Consider the following 18,628-nt stretch of genomic DNA (forward strand, 5'->3'; position numbering starts at 1 on the left):
GATGGCTTCCCAAATCGATTCCTGACGGGCTGGCATGTGGCTGCCCGCAGAAACGAAGGGTGTGTCACCGATGAACCAGTCAGCATTGATCCGTCCGGATTGGACGCCGGCTACCATCGCCCTGATGGTGCTGGGCTTCGTGGTCTTCTGGCCGCTCGGCCTCGCCATGCTTGCCTATATCCTGTTCGGCGAACGGCTTCAGGGCTTCAAGCGCGATGCCAATCGCCGCGCCGACGGCATGTTTGCCGGCTGCCGCCGAGCAAAGTCGCGCTACGGAACGCATTTCTCCACCGGCAATGTCGCCTTCGACGATTGGCGCAAGGCCGAACTCGATCGCCTCGAGGAAGAGCGCCGCAAGCTCGACGAGATGCGCGAGGAGTTCGACAGCTACATGCGCGAGCTTCGTCGGGCCAAGGACCAGGCGGAGTTCGACCGATTCATGCGCGAACGCCGCAATCGGCCCACGGACTCCGGAGACATGGTGGATCTTTGAGGATTCACGTGAAACATCATGGGCCGGCGCCTTCGGGCGCCGGTTCTGTTATGCCTCACCTGTCCGAATCGGCTAGATAGGCTGAATGTTCGCGCTCCTCAAGAAACCGGTCCGTTTGCGCCGCAAGCCCTTGGCTCCGGAGAAACGTACCCTTGAGATCGGCAACCGGGCGATGCCTCTCACCATTCGCGAAAATCCCCGTTCGACGCGCATCACCCTGCGCATAGAGCCGGGGGCGAGGGGTCTGAGCCTTACGGTTCCTGTCGGTCTGCGGCGGGCGGAGATCGACGAATTCCTGGACCGCCATCAGGGTTGGCTGCTGACGCGGCTTGCGCGCTTCCCGCAGGCATCTCCCCTGATTGGACATGGCTCTTCGCTCATGCTGCGCGGCGTCCTCCACCAGGTAGAGCACACCGGCGGCCTTCGTGGCGTGACGGAAGCGGTCGTCGCCGAGGGCAGGGCGGTGCTGCGCGTCAGCGGAATGCCGGAACACGCCGGTCGACGTATTGCCGCCTTCCTGAAAAAGGAAGCGCGCCGCGACCTTGAGGCGGCGGTCCTGGTTCATGCACGCCACGTGCGCAAGCCGGTAAAGACGATCAGCATGAAGGACACCCGCAGCCGCTGGGGATCCTGTTCCTGGGACGGCAATCTCAGCTTCTCCTGGCGCATCGTCATGGCGCCGCCCTTCGTCATCGATTACCTCGCTGCCCACGAGGTGGCACATCTCGACCAGATGAACCACGGCCCGGAATTCTGGGGGCTGTGCCGCCGCCTCTGCCCCCGCACCGATGAGGCGAAGGCCTGGCTCAAGCGCCACGGCTCGCAACTCCACGCTATCGATTTCGGCTGATCATCCCGCCCTTCATTCTCGGGTCGAGCCCCGAGGATGAAGAATGAAGAAGAACAAAGCGATCGTCCTCCTCGGGCGAACGTAGGGAGGTCCGCGGAACGCCAAGGGGCGGAGTCTGTCCCGCGTCCGCTGCCTCCGGCGGACCCGCCGAGCGCTTTTATCTCGACTCCGCCATGATTTCATGCGAACTCGCAGGGCATGAAGCCGGACATCAAGATTTGCGGGTTGAAGACGACGGAGGCGGTCGAGCGGGCGGTTACCCGCGGCGCGACCCATATCGGATTCATCTTCTTTCCGAAGAGCCCACGCCATGTCGATCCGGAAGTCGCCGCCGAACTGGCCGAGCCCGCGCGGGGCCGGGTGAAGATCGTCGCGGTCACTGTCGATGCCGGCGACGAGGAACTGGACGATATCGTCCACCTGCTGAAACCCGACATCCTCCAGATGCACGGCCATGAAAGGCCGGAGCGGATCCTGCAGGTCAAGGCGCTCTACGGCCTGCCGGTGATGAAGGCATTCTCCGTCCGGGAGGCAGCCGATCTGGACCGCGTCGACCCCTATCTCGGCGTCGCCGATCGTTTCCTGTTCGACGCCAAGGCCCCGGCCGGTTCGGAACTGCCCGGAGGCAACGGCGTCGCCTTCGACTGGAACATCATGGCTTCGCTTGACGCCGGCCTCGAATACATGCTTTCCGGAGGCCTGAACAAAGACAATGTCGGTCTTGCGCTCGCCTCCACCCGTGCCCGTGGGATAGATGTGTCATCGGGCGTGGAAAGCGCGCCGGGCATCAAGGACACCGCCATGATCGACGCCTTCTTTGACGCCATCGCAGAGGCCCGCTCCGTCGGAGCCTGAGGGAGTAGAGAGTGAACCAGACGCCGAAACCCAATTCCTTCCGCGCCGGACCCGACGAGGATGGCCGCTTCGGCATCTTCGGCGGTCGCTTCGTCGCCGAAACGCTGATGCCGCTCATCCTCGACCTGCAGGCGGAATGGGAAAAGGCGAAGACCGACCCGGAATTCCAGAAGGAACTTGCGCATCTTGGAGCCCACTACATCGGCCGGCCGAGTCCTCTCTATTTCGCCGAGCGGCTGACCGAGCATCTTGGCGGGGCTAAGATCTACTTCAAGCGCGAGGAGCTGAACCACACCGGCTCCCACAAGATCAACAACTGCATCGGCCAGATCCTGCTTGCCAAGCGCATGGGCAAGACCCGCATCATCGCCGAAACCGGCGCCGGCCAGCATGGCGTCGCCTCGGCAACCGTGGCCGCCCGGTTCGGCCTGCCCTGCGTCGTCTACATGGGCGCCACCGATGTGGAGCGCCAGGCGCCGAACGTCTTCCGCATGAAGCTGCTCGGTGCCGAGGTGAAAGCCGTCACCGCCGGCAACGGGACACTGAAGGACGCCATGAACGAGGCGTTGCGCGATTGGGTTACTAATGTCGAGGACACCTATTACCTGATCGGCACGGCGGCCGGCCCGCATCCTTACCCGGAGATGGTCCGTGACTTCCAGGCCGTGATCGGGCAGGAGGCGCGCCAGCAGATCCTGGAGGCCGAAGGGCGCCTGCCGGACCTCGTTGTCGCGGCTGTTGGCGGCGGCTCCAACGCCATCGGTATCTTCCATCCCTTCCTCGACGATCCGGCGGTGCAGCTCGTCGGCGTGGAGGCGGGCGGTCGTGGCCTGGACGGCAATGAGCACTGCGCCTCCATCACCGCGGGCTCTCCCGGCGTCCTGCACGGCAACCGCACCTATCTGCTGCAGGACGGCGACGGGCAAATCCTCGAAGGCCACTCCATTTCCGCCGGCCTCGACTATCCCGGCATCGGTCCCGAGCACAGCTGGTTGAACGATGTCGGACGCGTGGAGTACGTGCCGATCATGGACAACGAGGCGCTGGAAGCATTCCAGCTGCTTACCCGCGTCGAAGGCATCATCCCGGCGCTGGAGCCGAGCCATGCCATCGCGGAGGTGATCAAGCGGGCGCCGAAGATGCGCAGGGACCAGATCATCGTGATGAACCTCTCCGGCCGTGGCGACAAGGACATCTTCACCGTCGGCAAGATTCTCGGAATGGGCCTCTGACATGACCGCACGCATGGACAAGAAATTCGCCGACCTGAAGGCCGAGGGGCGCCCCGCGCTCGTCACCTATTTCATGGGCGGCGATCCTGACTACGATACCTCGCTCGCGATCATGAAGGCCCTGCCGGCCGCAGGCGCCGACGTCATCGAACTGGGTGCGCCCTTTTCCGATCCGATGGCCGACGGGCCGGCGATCCAGATGGCCGGCCAGCGGGCGCTCATGAATGGACACTCTCTGAAGAAGACGCTGCAGATGGCGCGCGACTTCCGCGAGACGGACGACACCACGCCGATCGTCATCATGGGGTACTACAACCCGATCTACATCTACGGCGTCGACCGCTTCCTCGACGACGCGCTGGAGGCCGGCATTGACGGTCTGATCGTGGTGGACCTGCCGGCCGAGATGGATGATGAGCTCTGCATCCCGGCGCGCCGCAAGGACATCAACTTCATCCGCCTGACCACCCCGACGACCGACGAGAAGCGCCTGCCCAAGGTTTTGACCAACACCTCCGGCTTCGTCTATTACGTCTCGATGACCGGCATCACCGGGTCGGCCCTGCCGGACCCGTCGAAGATCGCCGATGCCGTCGGCCGCATCAAGAAATCGACGGATCTTCCCGTCTGCGTCGGCTTCGGCGTCAAGACGGCCGAGCACGCCCGGCTGATCGGTGCGTCCGCCGATGGCGTCGTGGTTGGTACCGCGATCGTCAACCAAGTCGCCACCTCGCTCGACGGGGATGGCCGAGCGACCGCCGATACGGTGGAATCGGTCATCACCTTCGTCCGCGGCCTCGCGACCGGCGTCCGGTCCGCGCGCCTTGTCGCCGCCGAATAAGTTTCCCACATAGGGCGCAGTTTATCAGGAGTAAGCCACGTGAACTGGATTACCAATTACGTCCGGCCGCGGATCAATTCCATGCTCGGCCGTCGGGAGGTTCCGGAAAACCTCTGGATCAAGTGCCCGGAAACGGGCGAGATGGTCTTTCATAAGGATCTCGAAGAGAACAAGTGGGTCATCCCGACCTCTGGCTATCACATGAAGATGCCGGCCAGGGCGCGCCTGACGGACCTCTTCGACGGCGGCGTGTTCGAGTCCCTGCCGCAGCCGAAGGTGGCGCAGGACCCGCTGAAGTTCCGCGATTCCAAGAAATATGTCGACCGCCTGAAGGACAGCCGCCTGAAGACGGATCAGGAGGACACCATCCTTGCGGGCCTAGGCCGGGTGCGTGGCGTCAAGCTGGTCGCTGTCGTCCACGAGTTCAACTTCATCGGAGGCTCGCTCGGCATGGCTGCCGGCGAAGCGATCGTGAAGGCTTGCGAGCGGGCCGTCGCGGAAAAATGCCCGCTGGTGATCTTTCCGGCCTCGGGTGGCGCCCGCATGCAGGAAGGCATCCTGTCGCTGATGCAACTGCCGCGCACGACGGTTGCCGTCAACATGCTGAAGGAAGCAGGTCTTCCCTACATCGTCGTCCTCACCAACCCGACGACCGGCGGCGTCACGGCCTCCTATGCGATGCTCGGCGACGTCCACATCGCGGAGCCCGGTGCCGAAATCGGCTTCGCCGGCAAGCGCGTCATCGAACAGACCCTGCGCGAAAAGCTGCCTGAGGGTTTCCAGACGGCGGAGTATCTGCTGGAACACGGCATGGTCGACATGGTCGTCAAGCGCCATGATCTGCCCGATACGCTTGCCACGCTTCTCAAGATCCTGATGAAGACGCCCGCAGCCAACGATGATTCTGCTGAAGTCCCAGCGCTTGCCGCCGTGGCAGCGAGCGCCTGAGTCATAGAGACGCTGGATCGGCGGGATGAGTGCAATGAATATTCCCGCCGTCAGCGCGGCCGAGCAGGAGATCGACAAGCTGATGGCCCTTCATCCGAAGGGCTTCGACCTGTCGCTGGACAGGATCAAGCGGCTGCTGGAGGTGCTGGGCAACCCGCACCGCACGCTGCCGCCTGTCATCCACATCGCCGGCACCAACGGCAAAGGCTCGGCCACGGCCTTCTGCCGTGCGCTTCTGGAGGCCGCGGGCCTTGCGGTCCACGTCCACACTTCGCCGCATCTGGTGAACTGGCACGAACGCTACCGTATCGGCTCCCGGGGCGGACGCTCGCAGATCGTCGATGACGCGATGTTCGCGGACGCGCTGCGACGGGTGGCGGCTGCCAATGCAGGGCAGACCATCACCGTGTTCGAAATCCTGACGGCAGTCACCTTCGTGCTGTTTTCGGAACAGCCTGCCGATGTGGTCATCCTGGAGGTCGGCCTCGGCGGCCGTTTCGATGCCACCAATGTCGTGGAGAAGCCGGCCGTTTCCGTCATCATGCCGATCTCGCTCGACCACCAGCCCTATCTCGGTGATCGCGTGGAACTGATTGCTGCGGAGAAGGCAGGCATCGTGAAGCGTGGCTGTCCCGTCGTGATCGGCAAACAGGAATACGAACCGGCGCTTGATGTGCTTGTGGAAACCGCGGAGCGACTTTCCTGTCCGGCGGCTGTCTATGGACAGGATTTTTCGGCCCATGAGGAATTCGGACGGCTGATCTACCAGGACGAGTTCGGGCTGGCTGACCTGCCCATGCCACGGCTGCCCGGCCGCCACCAGATCGCCAATGCCGCTGCCGCCATCCGGGCCGTCAAGGCCGCGGGCTTTACCATGACCGACGCCATGATCGAGAAGGCGATGTCGACAGTGGAGTGGCCGGGGCGTTTGCAGAGGCTTTCTGAGGGGAAACTCCTGGAATTTGCACCCCAGGATGCCGAAATCTGGGTCGATGGCGGCCACAATCCCGGTGCCGGCGAGGTGATCGCCGAGGCCATGGCCGGCTTCGAAGAGCGCCGGGCACGCCCGCTCTATCTGGTCACCGGCATGATCAACACCAAGGATCCAGTCGGTTACTTCCGCGCCTTCGCCGATATCGCCGAGCACGTGTTCACGGTGCCGATTCGCGGCTCCGATGCCGGGCTCGATCCAGTGGCGCTTGCTGAATCGGCGTTCGATGCCGGCCTGGTGGCGGAGCCTGCGGAGTCGGTTGCAGAGGCGTTGGCGGAAATCGCACGCCGTCAGCTGCCGGATGCGGTCCCGCCGCGCATCCTGATCGGCGGCTCCCTCTATCTCGTCGGCAACGTGCTTGCTGACAATGGCACACCGCCGAAATGAAAAAGCCCGGCGCGATGGCCGGGCTTTGGAAGCTTTTTTTGGCAAGCGGCTCAGGCGGCGCCGGAAATCCAGGCCGAAAGCGCCGTCTTCGGTGCCGCGCCGACCTTAATGTCGGCCACTTCGCCGCCCTTGAACATCGCGAGCGTCGGGATGGAGCGGACACCGAATTTGGCGGCCAGTTCCGGGTTTTCGTCGATGTTGAGCTTGGCAACCTTCACCTTGCCGGCAAGCTCGTTGGAGATTTCCTCGAGGCTCGGGCCAATCATCTTGCAGGGGCCGCACCATTCCGCCCAGAAATCAACGACGACGGGTTGGGTGGAGTCCAGAACTTCGGCCTGGAAGTTGCTGTTGTCGACTTTCACGGTAGCCATGGGGCTCTCCTTGCAAGAAATTCCGTTGTGCACAATGTGAGGCCGTGACGGTCTCTTTTCAATACCGCTATCTCACTTTGGACGAAGCTCGGCAAGCGACCGGTCGAGGATCTCCTGCGAGAGCGGGATCACCTGGCCGGTTTCCGTGTAGGCCAGGAGGCAGCGGAACCGGTGCTGCGGGTAGAGCGGCGAGAGGATTTCCCGGTAGAGCGCGAGCTGGGCGCGATGGGCGAGGGGAGCATCCTCCTCCCGCTCCGGCGGCTGGCGGTTGGTCTTGTAGTCGAGAATGGTCACCTCATCCTCGCCGACCGCCATACGGTCGATGCGGCCCGAGATCGCATATTCCGTGCCGCCCAGCACCAGCGTGCCCATGATCGAAACCTCGGCGCGGCTGTGACCGGCAAAGACCGGCTGCAGATCCGGACAGGCGAGCACGGACAGGACGCATTCGGCAAGCGTTTCCCGCGCCTCCGCCGGCCAGAACCGGGCCGCCCGTTCCGCATATCGCCGCGCCGCCTCGGATCTCTCCTCGGGCGGGAAATCCGGCAGCACCTGCAGCATTCGGTGCACCAGCCGCCCCTTCTGCAGAGAAAGACTGCCGGCGCCTTTTTCTGCAAACAGGGAGGAGCCGACCACCTGGTCGTCTGCCTCGTCTTCGATCATCGTGCCGGCGCCCGACGGGCTGAGCGGCCGGGGAAGGGACAGGGGTGGCGGCAGCGGTCTGCCGAGGGCGGGCGGAAGCGGAAGGGCCGCGCCTGGCTGCTCCTCTGCCTTACCTTCGGATTTTGCCGTGCGGACGGCATCGGGAAGCCGCCAGCGGAAGCCGCCCCATTCCCCGTCCGGGCCGGAAAAGCGGGCGGCGCTGCAATGGTCGGGATGAGCGCAAAGCGCGTTCGCGATCATGCTGTTCCAGGTGTCGGGATTGGCATTCTTGCCGCGGTAGCCGCAGACGATCAGCCTGTCGGCCGCGCGTGTCATGCCGACATAGAGGAGCCGCCGGTACTCCTCCTCCGTGGCCTGCTTCAGCCGGTCATCGTCAGCGGTCGTCACGGAATTGCGAAGGGACTTCGACGGCACCCAGACCGGCACCTCGATCCCGTCCCGCGGCAGAAGGCGCAGTTTCGGCACATGCGACGGGATGAATGCCTTCGACCCGCTGTCGACGAGGAAGACGATCGGCGCCTCCAGCCCCTTGGAGGCGTGCACCGTCATGATCCGCACCTCATTGCGGCCGCTGTCCTGCTCGCGCTTGATCTCCGGCGATTCCATCTCGAGCGTCGATACAAACGACTGAAGGCCGGGCAGCCCCTTGCCTTCGTGGTCGAGCGCGAAGGTCAGGAATTCGTCGAGAATGTCGCCCGCTTCCGAGCCGAGGCGCCCGAGAAACTTGCGCCGGCCGCCGAGTTGGCCGAGCACGCGGGCATAGAGATCGTGCGGGCTCATCTGCCGTGACAGCGACAGGAGTTGTTCCAGCTTCTCCTTGGCCGTTGCAAACCGCAGCGGTTGCTCGTCGGCCAGCCCGCGCAGGTGCTCCCATACGCCTGTTCGCTCCGGCCGAAGCGCCGCCACCTCGAAGACCTCTTCTTCGGAGAGATCGAAAAGCGGGCTCTTGAGCAGGGCGGCAAGCGAAAGGTCGTCCTGAGGCAGCACCAGGAATCGGCCCAGTGCCAGCAGGTCCTGCACGGCGATGTGGCTTGTCAGTCGAAGCCGGTCGGCACCCGCCACGGAAATATTGCCGCGCCGCTTCAGCGCCCGGGTCAGGGCATTGACGAAGGCATCGCGCTTGCGAACCAGGACGAGCACGTCCCCTGGTTCGATCGGCCGCTCGACGCCTTTTTCGATGATCGTCTCGCGTCCGATCATCTCGCCGATCGAGTGGGCGATGCGAGCTGCCAGGACGGCTGACGGCGCCTTGTCCGGCGTCGCGTCGAACGGAGCCGTCCAGTCGTCGCCGGCATCGGCCACGTCCGGCACCACCACGTCCCAAAGATCGACCGCGCCCGGATGACCGATCCGGTTCGAACGATGGACGATCGGCTCGTGGTCGGAGGTCAGGCCGCGGGCGTTCTCCGGCAGCGCGAAGACCTGGTCGACGGCAGCTAGCACATCCGCGGTGGAACGGAAGGACAGCGGCAGGCGCACCGGATGGAAGTTCTGGCCGCTTGCCTCGACATCCTCCTTGGTTCGTGTTCGCTCCGCCGCAAAGCGTTCCGGCTCGGCGCCTTGGAAGGAATAGATCGACTGCTTCTCGTCGCCGACGGCGAAGATCGTCCGCCGCACCTCCCGGGCGCTGCGACCGGAATAGAAGTCTTCCGCCAGCGACTTTATGACAGACCACTGCACCGGACTCGTGTCCTGCGCCTCGTCGACGAGGATATGGTCGATGCCCTGGTCGAGCTTGTAATGCACCCAGGCGCCGACGCCGTCGCGGGTGAGAAGATCGGCGGTCTTGGCGATCAGGTCTTCAAAATCGAGGAGGCTGCGCTGCTTCTTGAGGTCCTCGTAGTCGCCGTTCAGCCGGTCGGCCAGTGTCAGCGCGGCCATTGTTGCCTTGACCATGCGCATGATGCGCAGCCGGTCGCGGCAGGCGAGGACGTGGTTGCGGGCTAGGTCTACGGACTGCAGCAGCTCCGGAGCTGTTTTTGCCATTGCGCTGGAGATGAGACTGCGATCCGCCTTGACCGTGCCCTTCGCGGTCAGGAAAAGACTATCGAGTTGCTGTGCTCGGCCAAAGAGGTCGGGTGCGTTCGCTGCTGCTCTTAACCCGTAGGCGATCGAATGGACCGTATCATTTCCCTTCTCGTCCGCGAGTTGCAGGTAAACGGCCAGAGCTCCGCCCGAGAGGCCGGGCAGCGGCCAGTATTCGGCGGCGATGCTCTCTTCCGTGGCGTCCTCCGGCAGACCCCAGGCAGCCCGCAGAACGCGATCGGCGCCTCCATGACCGGCCGCGTAGGCAACGAAACGGCGAAGGGCGGTGCGCCGGGCGATGATGTCGCCGAGCAGGTTCTCCAGCCCGAATTCGTCGCCAAGGTCCAGCACATGGGCAAATGCCTCGGCCAGCGCCGGATCGTCTTCCGCAGAGGTTGCGGTCAACAGCGAGCGGCGTGCCTCGGCAAGCAGGGCGGACGCGGAGCGATCGTCGAGCACCGAAAAGTGCCCCGCGACATTCGCCTCCAGCGGAAATTGGTGTAGCAGGGCCTCGCAGAAGGCGTGGATCGTCTGGATCTTCAGCCCGCCGGGCGTTTCCAACGCTCTGGCGAACAGGCGCCGCGCCTGCGCAAGCTTCAGCGAATCCGGCTCCGCACCTTCGATCGCGGCAATCCGCTGCCTGAGTTCCTCGTCATCGAGGACGGCCCATTCCGCCAGGCGCTGAAAGACCCGGTTCGACATCTCGGATGCCGCGGCCTTGGTGTAGGTGAGGCAAAGGATGGAAGACGGACGGCATCCCGAAAGCAGCAGCCGGACCACGCGCTGCGTCAGCACATGGGTCTTGCCGGAGCCGGCATTGGCCGAGACCCAGGCAGAGCTGCCGGGATCGGAGGCCAGCGATTGCTGCACCGTCGTCCAGTCCAGCCAGTCGCGGGGATGACCGTCCTCCAACAGCGCCTCATTCATCGGCATCGCCTTCCTCGGCATCGGCCGTGGCCCATTCGGCGACACGGGCAAGGTGGTCGTAGTCGCCTCCGTAGTCGCTCTGCATGAAGGGCACGAGGCGCGAGGTGAAGCCGGCCTGGCCGCTGCGCAGGTGCATCACGAACTTCGTCAGCTGTTCCATGGATTCCTCGGCAAGGTCGATCGCCGACTTGCCGTTCTTCGCCGCTTCGTTGTTCACGCATTCGGGCTTGAACCGGTTGCCGGGCTTCAGCCGGACATAGAGAAGCTCGTCCGGCTCTAGGCTGCCGACGGACCGGAAGGCGCCCGCCCTCAAGGCCGCCGCTTCCAGCGCCAGTTGCGGGTCGAGAAGCGATCGCGCCTGGGAGCAGGTGGGGCTCGATCCCGTCTTGTAGTCGATGATCGTCGCTAGACCCGATCCCTTGACGTCGATCCGGTCCGCGATCCCTGTCAGCCGGATTCCGGCCCCAGGTATATCCCAGCCGGCGCTGCATTCGGTGACGGTTTTCCTGATGTCGGGCGCACGACGCGCCTCCCAATCGATGAAGGTCCGGCCGACCTCGACGAAGCGGGGCCGCCAGACCTGGTCGATATGCGGCGGCAGGTGCTCCGCATCGAACAGTTCATCGACGATCCGCTGCATCGCTTCCCGCGATGCCGGCGTGCCGGGAATATGGCCCTCGCGGGTATAGCGGTCGATGATCGCGTGGTAGAGCGTACCGCGTTCGGCGGCGCCGGGGTCGGCGTTGAAGGGCGCAATCGGATCGAGCCTCAGGATCCGCCGTGCATAGATGGAATAGGGATCGCGACGCAGCCGCCCGACCTCGCTGAAGGAATATCTCGTCGGCTGCAGATCGGCGGGAGGTTTCGGAGCGGGGCGTTTCGCCGGCGCCTGGTTTTCACCGGCATCGACCTCGCTTGCCCACCGCCGATATAGGTCGCCCCGCGCCCGGAGTTGCTGTGCAAGATCCTCGCCCCCGAGAGCCAGAAGACGCTGCAGCCAGCGTGATGCGACTGTCGGGGTGGAGCCCTGTCGCAGGGAGCGCGAATAGATCAGGCGCCGCGTGCCGCTGGCCATGATGAAGTCGTGCGCAAGCTGCCCGATGCGGCGTTCCGGCGGCTCCAGTCCCATGTCCGTCTTCATCGTTCGCGAAAGGAACGGGTTATTGACCGTCTGCCCAGGCCATGACCCCTCGTTCAAGCCGCCGAGGATCATCGTATCTACGGTCTGCAGTCGGGCTTCGAGCGTCCCGAAGATGAACACGCGCGGATGGCTCAGCGAACGCGGCTTGACCGCCTCACCCGTGGCGAGCGCCTGCACGATATCGATCCACTGCGGCCCGTCCGCCTCCATCTGCCCATCGGCCCCGATAACCTCGCCGAGGAGGGAGGAGAGCCGCTCTCCCGCTTCGCCGGACCAGAGGGAGGAGAGGTCGCCTCTCTCGTCGGCGCAGATGGCTTCCAGCGCATGTCCGGTGCGGGTTGCCCACTCGGACAGCGTCAGTTTCGCCGTCAATCCCCGTCCGTCCGGCCGGCGGGCGAGCAGTGCGCCCGCCAACGGTTCGACAGCCTCGCCCAGACGCTGCGCCAGGTCGAATGCCTGCGCGAAGGCAGCTTCTGGAAGTGACAGGCGCCATTCCGGCGGATGTCGGTCGTCACGTTCGGCCTCCCGCTGCTTCTCCAGAAGCGGTGCGAGGGCCGAGATGTCCATGTCGCCGCGGCCGCCCCGCAATGCTAGGAGTTCGAGCGCTTCCGCCGCCGGGCGGAGGGTCTCCCGTTCCATTCCCAGGCGCATCAGCGGATGTTTCAGGAGAGAGATGATGGCGACGGGATCACCGGGCCGCAACGTGGCTTCCAGGAGAAGCTGGATCAGCGTCCCCTGGGTGGTCGCGGAAAGCGGCGTGCCGGCCGTATCGTCCGCCGTGATTCCGAAGCGGGAAAGTTCTGCCGTCACGCGGCGGGCAAGTCCCCGGTCCGGAGTGATCAGCGCCGCCTGCGATTCGCCGCCGTCACGCCCCGGCGTCTCCAGCGCGAGGCGAAGGGCGATCGCGATCGCCACGGCTTCCTCGCGTTCGTTCGCGGCTTCGATAAGCGCGGCATCTCCGAATGCGGTACGCACGGCCTCCTTGTCGGCTTCCTCGCGCCAGCGGCCCCACTGGTCGGTCGCCGCCGAGGGCGTGAGCGCCTGCGACAGGGTCCGGTTCCGCAGGATGATGTCGGGGGCTGGAGGATCCAGGACCTCCACCTCGTCGCGCGGAACGCCCAGCTTGTGCAGCAGGCGTGACAGGCCGAACTGGGGATGGCTGCGGCTCGATGGGTCGATCCGTCCGTCGGATGCCTCGCCGCTCACCATTGCCCAATGGCCGTCCGGCATGTCGAGGTCGAGGCCGGGCAACACGACGGCTCCTTCAGGCAGGGCGGAGATCGCCGCGATCAGGTCTGCGGCGGCCGGCACGGAGCCGGTCGACCCGGCAACGATGACGGGTCCTTTGTGTTCGCGCTCCAAGATACGCCGCGCTTCGCCACGGAGGAGCGCCGCCTGATGGCGGGCCGGCGACGAGCGCCGCAATTCCTCGAGCCGTGCCGGCCAGAAGGCGCTGGCGATCTGCAGGAACTCGGCCGTGAGTTGCCACCACAGCGCATGCTCCGCGGTCTGCAGGTTCTTCAGGTCTCCCCAGTCGCGCTCCTCGGTCTCGACGGAATCGATGAGTTCGGCGAGGGAGCGGGCGAGCCAGATGGCATCGGCAGGGCTGGCCGGTGCAATAAGAGGCGAATCGGAGTGGATGTCGATCACCACCTGCGGCAGCCGGTTGCGCCAGGCGAGGATCAGGCGGCCTAGTTCCAGCAGCCTGGCCACGCCACCGATCGGTATCGCGAGGTCCATTTCTTCAGGGGCTGCAAGATCGAAATAGCCGCTGTCATCGTCCGTTTCGCCAAGCGGACGGATGACCGGCAGGATGGCGGAACGTCCGCCCAGCAGATCCACGAATTCCGATCGCAACACGCGTGCCGAGCGCCGGGTTGGTACGAAGATGGTGACGTTGGCGAGCGAAAGCGGATCGCTTGGATCATGGCGGAAGCCGGGACTGAGGCGACCATCGCAAAGTGCGGCGGCGACAGCCTTGAGGAACGGCGTCCCCGGAGGAATGGTGAGGATCCGCTTCTGCCGGCGGGCGTCCATCGTCAGGCCTCGGCGTGAAGGCGGGACAGCACCTCTTCCGCTTCGACGAGAGCGTCCGGCGTCCCGACCGTCAGCCAATGACCGTCCATGACCAGGCCGAACAGCCTGCCGCGCGCGATGGCCCGGTCGAAATAGATATTCAGGTTGAACGCGTCATCATCCGGCGCGTCGTCGAAAAGAGCCGAGTGCATTACGATCGCGCCCGCATAGACCAGCGGCAGGGAGCCATCGGTGTAGCGGCTGAGCCGGCCTTCGGCGTCAAGCTGGAAATCCTTCTTGCCGTTGTGACCGGTCGTCCGCTCCAACGGCACGCAGAGCAGTGCCATGTCCATTCCGGCCGGGTCGAAGAATGCTGCAAGCCTCTGCAGGTTGGTCGGCTGGTGTGGCGGCTCGCCCACCCAGAAGAGATCCGCGTTCATGACGAAGAGAAGACCGGGATCGAGCAGCTTGAGGCCCTTGGCCAGTCCGCCGCCGGAATTCATCAGCCGTTCGCGTTCGTCCGAGATCACCACGTGGAGCCGGGCGTAACGGTCGAGATGCGCCTCCATCTGCTCCGCGAAATGGTGGACGTTCACCACCGCGCGGCGGACGCCGGCGTCGGCGAGCGCGTCCAGCGCATAGTCGATCATCGGCTTTCCGGCCACGCGCACCAGAGGCTTGGGGATTGTATCGGTGATCGGTCGCAGGCGGGTGCCGAGACCCGCTGCCAGCACCATAGCCTGGGTGATCTTCATGTCCTGCTTTCTAAAGCAGCACTCATGATTCGGGTAGTTCTATTCCCGCCGCGATGCACCAGGCGCGCAACGGCCTCAGCGATTCGTGGCGGAGCGCCGAGGATAGGTACGAAAGCGTCCGCGGCATATGCTTCATATAGGCCGGCTTGCCGTCGCGCTGCATCAGCCGCACCCAGAGACCCGCGAGCTTGCAGTTGCGCTGTGCCGACATGATGGCAAAGGCCTTCAGGAAGGCAGGTTCGTCGAACGCACCCAAGGCACGCCGGAGGGCGACGTAGTCGCGCATCATCTGGTCGGCGAGGCGAGGGGGAATGTCGACCCGCGCGTCCTGGACAAGCGAAGCGAGGTCATAGGCTGTGGGGCCGATCATCGCGTCCTGGAAGTCGATGATGCCGATGCGCCGAACACCTGATTCCTGCGAACGCCAGATGATGTTGGGCGAATGGAAGTCACGCAGGAGAAGGTTCTTCTCAGCGCCCGCCAGATCTGCGATCAGCCCGTCCCATATGCGCAGATAGGATTGCCGCTCCTCGTCGGCCGGCTGGCTTCCCCGCTTCCAGGGAAGGTGCCAGTCGAGCAGGAGTCGGGCTTCCATCTTCATCGCGGTCGGATCGAAGTCCGGGATGTGGTGGACGTGATCGTCGTCGATGGCAAGGTTCTGCCGCATCGGGTGGCTGTGCAGATAGCCGAGGCAGACCACGGCCTCGCGGTAACGCTCGTCGATAGGGCGGCCCTCGTCATCGAGAACCCCTTCGATGCCGAGGTTTTCGAGGAGGACAATGCCTTGTTCGTAATCGACCTGCAGGACCTCCGGAGCGGCGAGGTTTATCTCCCTCAGGTAGCGCGAGATAGCCACGAAGGGATAGGCATTCTCCGCGAGATGCGCCACCTTGGGGTAGGGCTTGCCGTCCAGCACCGGTGGGCCGTCCGGCTGGCGCGGCCAATCCATCAGGATGAGTTCTTCGCCCTCACGAGTGGCCACCCTTTCATAGGCCCGGACCGAAGCGTCGCCGGTGAGATAACGGCGCCTGGCGCCGCCATACCCCCAGCGGTCCAGGCTATCACGGATGGCCAGCGACCGCCGGATGCGCTTGGTGCCAGCTTCCGGTCCCGTCAGCGTCGCAAGGCGGCCGTCCGCCCGGTGTTCCAGACGCAGGGTGATCCGGGAAGCGGGCAGCAGTTCGTGGGCCATCTCCGGCCATTCCACAAGGCAGATGCCCGAAGCCAGCGCCTCGTCAAAACCCAGTTCGTCGAGTTCGGAGGAATCGCCGAGGCGGTACAGATCGAAATGCGATACCGGGATACGCAGGCCGTAGGATTGGACCAGAGTAAACGTGGGCGAGGGAACCTCCAGCCCGTCGTCGTCCGCAACGGCACGCAGCAGGCTGCGGGCAAGGGTGGATTTGCCCGCACCGAGATCGCCGGAAAGCGCAAGACAGTCACCCGGCCGCAACGCGAGGGCAAGATCCTCGCCCAGTTGTATGGTCGCTGCCTCATCCGGCAGCGGGATGACGATCGGCCGGCTGTCGGTCATTCGGCGGCGGCGATGGCGTGCATGGTCGCGGCGGTCGGAATGCGGCAGGTGACGGTGGTACCGCCGCCCGGTCGGCTGTCGATGCGGACGTCACCCTTGTGGAGGGTCACGAAGCTTTCGACGATGGAAAGACCGAGACCGGCGCCGCTGCGCTTGCCGCCTCGCGGACTGGACGAGAAGCGGTGGAAAACAGTGCCCAGCATCTCCTGCGGTATGCCTGGACCATTGTCGGAGACCGAGAAGATAACGTCCTTATCGTCGCGGCGGCAGGTGAGTGTGATGGCGCTTCCTGCGGGTGCGAAATTGGCGGCGTTCGTCAGAAGCTTCAGGAGGATCTGCTTCAGACGCTGCTGGTCGGCGACGATGCTTCCGAGCCCCCTAGGCGCAGTGATCTCCAGCGTCACCTCGTTCTCATGAAGCCGGTCCGCGATCTGCATCGCCACGTCGTCAAGCAGGTCGTCGAGGCCGACGTCGGCATAGTTGAGCTGCATGATCCCGGCATCGACCGTCGCCAGATCGAGGATGTCGTTGACGATCGTCAGAAGCAGGGAGGAAGACGTGGAGATGTGTCCGATATACTCCGCCTGACGCTCGTTGAGCGGTCCGATGCCCGGTGTCTTCAGAAGATCCGTAAACCCGATGATGTTTGTGAGCGGCGAGCGCAGCTCGTAGGAAACGTGTTGGACGAAATCGTTCTTGATCTCGTCCGCCTTGCGAAGCGCTTCGTTCTTCTCCATCAGCGCCCGTTCCGCGCGGGCGCTGGCCGTCATGTCGACGAAGGTGAACATAGTCTGGGCATTGGGAAGCGGCGTGACGGCATAGTCCAGGATTATTCCGGAATAGAGCTCGAACGTCCCCTGCAGCGACGGCCGCTCATCGTCGAAATTGGTCAGCATCTGGCCGAAATGGCGCCATCCGTCGGGCTTGTCGTACGATGGGGTGCAAGCCTCTTCGATGGCGCGGATATGTGTGCCGGGTTTCGCCTGCTCCGCCGTGACGCCCCAGAGCGCACGAAACGCCGGGTTGGAAAGCCGCAGCCGGCCGTCGGGACCGAACACCGCCACGCCTTCCGAGAGGTGGTCGATCGTCTCGCCCTGGACCCGCAGAAGCGTATTGTAGCGCGTCTCCAGGTTGACCTGCTCCGTGAGGTTTTCGAAGACCCAGGTGGCGCCGCCCTGCGGATGGGCCGTGGCAATCACCCTCAGCGTCTCGCCGTTCGGGAGGTGCCAGAGATCGGTTTTGGTATCCAGCTCCCGGTAGATCGACAGCGCCGATTCCTTCCACGCCCGCCAGTTGAGCTGCTCCGGCAGCTTGTTGCTGCTGCGCAGGCGGTCGAGGAGTTCGTTGTTGTCCGGCCGGGCGTCCAGGAAGCCGAGATTCAGGCCCCACAAGGTGACGAAGGCCTGGTTGTAGAACTGCAGCCGGCGGTCGCGGTCGAAGATGGCCACCGGCGTTGCCAGGTGATCGAGCGTTTCAGCATGGCTGCGCAATGTGCGCTTCAGCTCCTCGCGGACCGCTTCGGCTTCCGATACGTCTATGGCCATCCCGGCCGAGCCGCCGGTCGCCACGACATCGACGATATCGTAGATCGTGCGGTTGCCATGAACCACCGTAGAGACCCGGTCGTGAAAAGGCGACGTCGGGGTCGCCGAGGCCCGGATCTTTTCCCGAGCGATGGTTCCGAGAAACTCGCGCGACTCGTCCAGCGCCTGGTCCGGCCCAGCGGCCTCTACCGCCTCGCTATAGGCTTGGTTGACCCAGGTCAGCCTGCCGTCGCCGTCCCGGCGCCACACCGGTTGCTCAATGGCGTCAAGAAGAGATTGAAACAGGGTGATCGACCCCCGCAGGCGCTCGCGTTCGATTTTCAGCTCCGCGAGCTCGGCGCGCAGGTTGTTCAGCGCGATGAAACGCACGAAAGCCTTGCCGCCGGAGACGCGGCCCTGAACCTCGAGGATTTCGTCCCGGACCGTCTCGACCACCATGTCGAAGCTGCTGGCGTCGCTACGGAGCCGTTCCACCGCCCTTTCGAGCTCGGCCGCAGAGGAAGGCCTGATCCAGCGTCCAAAGGCGAGGAACTCCCGCTCGTTCTGGGGCGCTCCGCTGTCGGCCGGCAGGTGGCCCAGCACCTCCGGCCGCGCCGTGGCGCCGTCCCAGATCACGATGCGGCGGTTCTTCTCGGCAATCAGTGCTTCATACTTCGATATCCGCTGTTGCGCATCGGAGAGCGCGGCACGCATCTCCTGGCTCTCCGCCTCCATATTACCCCGCTGGCGCACCAGCCACAGTACGGACAGAAGAACGGCACCGAGGGCGCCGACGACGAGGGAGGACGTCACGACTTCCGTGGAGGAGAACAGCCGGTTGGCGGCGGTGGTTTGCTGCTGAGCCCAGGCGCCGGTGGCGATGGACACAAGGGCGCTGCCGGACCAGAGGGCATGCAATGGGAGGAACTTCCTGCGGATCGGTTTGCCGCGCGCGCCCGCGTTCGTCGCGCCCTTGCGGCTCGCAGCGGGCGAAGCCCCGCAGCAGGAAGCTGCCTCATCGAGGAGGTTCTTTTTCTTCACCGACATCCCCGGTCTGTCTCCGTCCATTGCCGCAT

General features: G+C 64.7%; 13 protein-coding genes. 7 read left to right on the plus strand and 6 right to left on the minus strand.

Features of this window, described 5'->3' with window-relative positions:
- The first annotated feature begins 70 nt into the window (after positions 1-70).
- The 7 genes from RTCK_RS16550 (at position 71) to RTCK_RS16580 (ending at position 6,597) form a co-directional block, all read left to right on the plus strand.
- A complete protein-coding gene (locus RTCK_RS16550) occupies positions 71-493 on the plus strand; it encodes a DUF2852 domain-containing protein (RefSeq protein ID WP_142593592.1) in 423 nt (140 codons plus the stop codon).
- An 85-nt stretch (positions 494-578) separates the two neighbouring features.
- On the plus strand, positions 579-1,343 hold the full coding sequence (locus RTCK_RS16555; RefSeq protein ID WP_142593593.1) for a M48 family metallopeptidase: 765 nt from the start codon (positions 579-581) through the stop codon (positions 1,341-1,343).
- 198 nt (positions 1,344-1,541) lie between these two features.
- Positions 1,542-2,198, plus strand: a complete 657-nt coding sequence (locus RTCK_RS16560; RefSeq protein ID WP_142593594.1) for a phosphoribosylanthranilate isomerase — start codon at positions 1,542-1,544, stop codon at positions 2,196-2,198.
- Positions 2,199-2,209: 11 nt separating this feature from the next.
- On the plus strand, positions 2,210-3,430 hold the full coding sequence (trpB, locus tag RTCK_RS16565) for a tryptophan synthase subunit beta (protein ID WP_142593595.1): 1,221 nt from the start codon (positions 2,210-2,212) through the stop codon (positions 3,428-3,430).
- Position 3,431: 1 nt separating this feature from the next.
- A complete protein-coding gene (gene trpA, locus RTCK_RS16570) occupies positions 3,432-4,271 on the plus strand; it encodes a tryptophan synthase subunit alpha (RefSeq protein WP_142593596.1) in 840 nt (279 codons plus the stop codon).
- A 39-nt stretch (positions 4,272-4,310) separates the two neighbouring features.
- Positions 4,311-5,219: an acetyl-CoA carboxylase, carboxyltransferase subunit beta gene (gene accD, locus RTCK_RS16575; protein WP_142593597.1), complete on the plus strand. Its 909-nt coding sequence runs from the start codon at positions 4,311-4,313 to the stop codon at positions 5,217-5,219.
- Positions 5,220-5,244: 25 nt separating this feature from the next.
- Positions 5,245-6,597, plus strand: coding sequence for a bifunctional folylpolyglutamate synthase/dihydrofolate synthase (locus RTCK_RS16580; RefSeq protein WP_235988731.1), 1,353 nt, complete (start codon positions 5,245-5,247; stop codon positions 6,595-6,597).
- 50 nt (positions 6,598-6,647) lie between these two features.
- On the opposite strand, the gene trxA is transcribed toward RTCK_RS16580, so the two are convergent.
- From trxA to RTCK_RS16610, 6 genes are all read right to left on the minus strand, one after another.
- The gene (gene trxA, locus RTCK_RS16585) at positions 6,648-6,968 is read right to left on the minus strand and encodes a thioredoxin (protein ID WP_142522383.1); all 321 of its coding nucleotides are present in this window, start codon (positions 6,966-6,968) and stop codon (positions 6,648-6,650) included.
- 72 nt (positions 6,969-7,040) lie between these two features.
- Positions 7,041-10,589 (minus strand): double-strand break repair helicase AddA, encoded by a 3,549-nt coding sequence (gene addA, locus RTCK_RS16590; protein ID WP_456239060.1) that lies wholly within the window; start codon positions 10,587-10,589, stop codon positions 7,041-7,043.
- The gene (gene addB, locus RTCK_RS16595; RefSeq protein ID WP_142593599.1) at positions 10,576-13,761 is read right to left on the minus strand and encodes a double-strand break repair protein AddB; all 3,186 of its coding nucleotides are present in this window, start codon (positions 13,759-13,761) and stop codon (positions 10,576-10,578) included. The genes addA and addB overlap by 14 nt, the downstream gene beginning before the upstream one ends.
- Positions 13,762-13,763: 2 nt before the next feature.
- Entirely contained in the window at positions 13,764-14,495 is a 732-nt protein-coding gene (locus RTCK_RS16600; protein ID WP_142593600.1) for a nucleotidyltransferase family protein, read from the minus strand.
- 22 nt (positions 14,496-14,517) lie between these two features.
- Positions 14,518-16,029: a tRNA (adenosine(37)-N6)-threonylcarbamoyltransferase complex ATPase subunit type 1 TsaE gene (gene tsaE / locus RTCK_RS16605; protein ID WP_142593601.1), complete on the minus strand. Its 1,512-nt coding sequence runs from the start codon at positions 16,027-16,029 to the stop codon at positions 14,518-14,520.
- On the minus strand, positions 16,026-18,599 hold the full coding sequence (locus tag RTCK_RS16610) for a sensor histidine kinase (protein WP_142593602.1): 2,574 nt from the start codon (positions 18,597-18,599) through the stop codon (positions 16,026-16,028). Before RTCK_RS16610 ends, tsaE begins: the two co-directional genes overlap by 4 nt.
- Positions 18,600-18,628 lie beyond the last annotated feature (29 nt).

It is taken from the genome of Pseudorhizobium endolithicum, assembly GCF_902153245.2.
Classification (GTDB): domain Bacteria; phylum Pseudomonadota; class Alphaproteobacteria; order Rhizobiales; family Rhizobiaceae; genus Neorhizobium; species Neorhizobium endolithicum.